The sequence below is a fragment of the Mesorhizobium sp. M7D.F.Ca.US.004.03.1.1 genome (assembly GCF_003998635.1).
GTDB classification, from domain to species: Bacteria; Pseudomonadota; Alphaproteobacteria; order Rhizobiales; family Rhizobiaceae; genus Mesorhizobium; species Mesorhizobium loti.
Genome location: NZ_RZQG01000630.1, coordinates 1 through 3,557, shown reverse-complemented (window position 1 = coordinate 3,557; position 3,557 = coordinate 1). Strand labels below are relative to the sequence as shown.

The following is a 3,557-nucleotide window of genomic DNA, read 5'->3' as shown; positions in this document are numbered from 1 at the left end:
GCCGAGGGCTATGCCGCGGGCGAGCTGAAGCATGGCCCGATCGCACTGATCGACGAGAACATGCCGGTCATCGTCATTGCGCCGCACGACCGTATTTTCGAAAAGACCGTGTCGAACATGCAGGAAGTGGCGGCGCGTGGCGGCAAGATCATCCTGATCACCGACAGCAAGGGTGCAGCGCTGACCAGCGTTAAGACGATGGAGACGATCGTGCTGCCCGAGGTGCCGGAAATCATCTCGCCGATCATCTACGCGCTGCCGATCCAGATGCTCGCCTATTTCACCGCCGTGTTCATGGGCACCGACGTCGACCAGCCGCGCAATCTGGCGAAATCGGTGACGGTGGAGTAGGTTTTGCTTCCCAAGCTGGGAGATTGAGCTGAATGGCATCGAAGTTCGCACGTCCAGTTCATCCTGGAGAATTCCTGCGTGAAGAATATCTCGTCCCGCTCGGCATGAGTGCAGGCGCGCTCGCGAAAAAGCTCAACCTTCCACGCACCCGTATCGAACGCATTGCCAAGGAGGAGATCGGCTTGACCCCTGATACGGCCCTGCGCCTTGCCCGGTATTTCAACACCACGCCTGAATTCTGGATGAATTTTCAGCAGGCCTATGAGCTTGAAACCGAAGCCAGGAAGCTGGCGCCGGAACTCGAGAAGATTGAACCGTTGGAAGCGGCGGCATAATCGACCTTTAAAAACTTCGCAGTTCCAATGCGCTCTCTGGTTCATTATGTTGCGCTGCAACCCGCGCGCCCGGTGAACCATGTCCGATGCTCCCAAGACCTCCGGCATGACCCGGCTGAGGAACTATTTCCTCACAGGTTTCGTCGTCTGCGCGCCTCTGGCGATCACTGCCTATATCGCTTGGTCGTTCATCGGCTGGGTCGATTCCTGGGTAAAACCCTATATTCCGGCCCGTTACAGCCCGGACTCCTATCTGCCGTTTCCGGTGCCGGGCTTCGGACTGATCGTTGCTCTGATCCTGATCACGCTTATCGGTTTCCTGACGGCCAACATTGTCGGCCGCGCCATCGTCAATTTCGGCGAGCGTCTGCTTGGCCGCATGCCACTGGTGCGTGGCATCTATGGCTCGCTGAAGCAGATTTTCGAGACCGTGCTGTCGAACAAGGGCGACATGTTCCGCCAGGTCGGGCTGGTCGAATATCCGCGCAAGGGCGTGTGGTCGCTGGTGTTTGTCGCCAGTGAGAAGGAAACTGAGATCAACCAGAAGCTCGATCAGGAAGGCGACCCGCTGATTGCGGTGTTCATGCCCTGCACGCCGAACCCGACCACTGGCTTTCTCATGTATGTGCCGAAGTCGGACATCGTACTGCTCGACATGACGATCGAGGACGGCGCCAAGCTCATCGTCTCGGCCGGGCTTGTGGCGCCCGAGGTCAAGCAGATGGTTGTCGTGAACGGCGAGCCGATCGAGGGAACGTTGGCCAATCCGTCGGTTGCCGCCTTGGCTCAGCCTGCGCGCAAGAGCCGCACGGCTTCGTCGCGCCCGAACAAGTAAAGCAGCAGGCGCAACGCCTCGCCACGCTCGGATTGCAGCTCCGGATCGCGTGACAGGACCAGCCTGGCATCGTCGCGGGCGGCCTCCAGAAGGTCGGCATGCGCCTCGATGCGCGCCACCTGGAAACCCGGCGTGCCGGACTGGCGGGTGCCCAGCAATTCGCCTTCACCACGCAGCTTCAGATCCTCTTCGGCGATCAGGAACCCGTCCTCGGTCTCGCGCATCACCGACAGCCGGCGTTTTGCGGTCTCGCCGAGCGGGTCCTTGTAGAGCAGTACGCAGGAGGAGGGCTTGTCACCGCGTCCGACCCGGCCGCGCAACTGGTGCAGTTGCGCGAGGCCGAAGCGCTCGGCATGCTCGATGACCATGACGGTGGCGTCCGGCACATCGACGCCGACCTCGATGACCGTGGTGGCGATCAGGATGCGTGTCTCGCCCTGCTTGAAGGCGCGCATCGCCTCGTCTTTCTCGGCGCCCTTCATGCGGCCATGGACGAGGCCGATGCGGTCGCCGAACAGCGGTTTCAGCGAGGCGAAACGGTCCTCGGCCGACATCAGCTTGATCTCTTCGGATTCTTCGACCAGCGGACATATCCAGTAGATCTTCTGGCCGCCGGCGACGGCGTCGACCATGCGGCCGACCAGTTCGTCCAGCCGTTCCAGCGGCAGCGTGACGGTGCGGATCGGCTGGCGGCCGGCCGGTTTTTCCGTCAGCTTCGATACGTCCATGTCGCCGAAGGCAGTCAGCACCAGCGTGCGCGGGATGGGGGTGGCGGTCATCACCAGCATGTCGGGCGCGTCGCCCTTGGCTGTGATGGCAAGCCGCTGGTGGACGCCGAAGCGGTGCTGCTCGTCGATGACGGCGAAGACCAGGTCGTGGAAGGTGACCGTGTCCTGGAACAGCGCGTGGGTGCCGATGACGATGTCGATGGCGCCGCTCGCCAGACCGGCCAGCGTGTCGGTGCGCTCGCGGCCCTTCTCGCGGCCGGTGAGGATGGCGATGCGCAGCCCGACCTTGGCGGCAAGCGGCGCGATCGTCGCCAGATGCTGGCGCGCCAGAATCTCGGTCGGCGCCATCAAGGCGGCCTGGCCGCCGGCCTCGACCGCACGCCCCATGGCCAGCAGCGCAACCACCGTCTTGCCGGAGCCGACATCGCCCTGCAGCAGCCGCAGCATGCGCTCGGGATCGGCAAGGTCGGCATTGATTTCGGCCAGCGCAAACTCCTGGCTTGATGTCAGCGAATAGGGCAGGGCCTCGCGCAGCTTTTCAACGATGCTGCCGTCGCCGACCAGGGGACGCCCGGACAGGCGGCGGACTTTTGCCCGCACCAGCGCCAGCGAGACCTGGCCCGCCAGCAACTCGTCATAGGCGAGGCGCCGCCAGGCGGCACCATCGACAGAGACATCGATCGGATCGGCCGGATTGTGGATGCGGGCGAGCGCATCGCCAAAGGCCGCAAAGGTGTGCCGGCGCATGAAGGCACCATCCTGCCATTCGGGAAATTCAGGCACGCGCGCCAGCGCCTGGCCGATCGCCCGGCGCAGCACCTTGCCCGAGAGCCCTGCGGTGAGGGGATAGACCGGTTCGACCAGCGGCAGGTTTTCCGCCTCGCTGGCGAGCGCAATATGGTCGGGGTGGACCATGCTCGGGCGGCCGTTGAACCATTCCATGCGGCCGGAGACCACGACATGCTCGCCCTCGGGCATCGCCTTTTCGAGATAGGAAGCGTGAGCATGGAAGAAGGTCAGCGCGATCTCGCCGGTGTCGTCATGGGCGTAGACGCGGTAGGGCACCGACCTGTTGCCGCGCGGCGGCGGCTGGTGGCGGTCGATGCGCACCTCGAGCGTGACGATCTGGCCTTCCGCGGATCCTGCGATGCCCGGCCGGCTGCGGCGGTCGATGACGGTGTGCGGCAGCACGAACAGAAGGTCGCCCGCGCGCGCCGCACGATCGCCGAGATCGGCGGCGACGACTTTCTCGATCAACGCGCCAACCTTCGGTCCGACGCCGGCAAGCGAGGTGATCGGAACAAACAG

The 3,557-nt window shown here is 63.9% G+C and carries 4 protein-coding genes; 3 read left to right on the top strand and 1 reads right to left on the bottom strand.

The window, feature by feature from the left end:
* From EN935_RS26850 to EN935_RS26840, 3 genes are all read left to right on the top strand, one after another.
* The coding region (locus tag EN935_RS26850) for an SIS domain-containing protein (protein ID WP_127373790.1) at nucleotides 1-351 on the top strand (351 nt) is incomplete at its 5' end.
* A gap of 32 nt (nucleotides 352-383) precedes the next feature.
* Nucleotides 384-686: a HigA family addiction module antitoxin gene (locus tag EN935_RS26845; RefSeq protein WP_127265281.1), complete on the top strand. Its 303-nt coding sequence runs from the start codon at nucleotides 384-386 to the stop codon at nucleotides 684-686.
* Nucleotides 687-765: 79 nt separating this feature from the next.
* Complete coding sequence (locus tag EN935_RS26840; protein ID WP_126068965.1) at nucleotides 766-1,521, top strand: DUF502 domain-containing protein; 756 nt, start codon at nucleotides 766-768, stop codon at nucleotides 1,519-1,521.
* Here EN935_RS26840 and recG read toward each other — a convergent pair.
* Nucleotides 1,473-3,557, bottom strand: a complete 2,085-nt coding sequence (gene recG, locus EN935_RS26835; protein WP_127373789.1) for an ATP-dependent DNA helicase RecG — start codon at nucleotides 3,555-3,557, stop codon at nucleotides 1,473-1,475. The genes EN935_RS26840 and recG overlap by 49 nt on opposite strands.

Excerpts from the sequence above, each read along its gene's own strand:
- EN935_RS26845 (WP_127265281.1), top strand. The coding sequence starts at position 384 with ATGGCATCGAAGTTCGCACGTCCAGTTCATCCTGGAGAATTCCTGCGT.
- EN935_RS26840 (WP_126068965.1), top strand. The coding sequence starts at position 766 with ATGTCCGATGCTCCCAAGACCTCCGGCATGACCCGGCTGAGGAACTAT.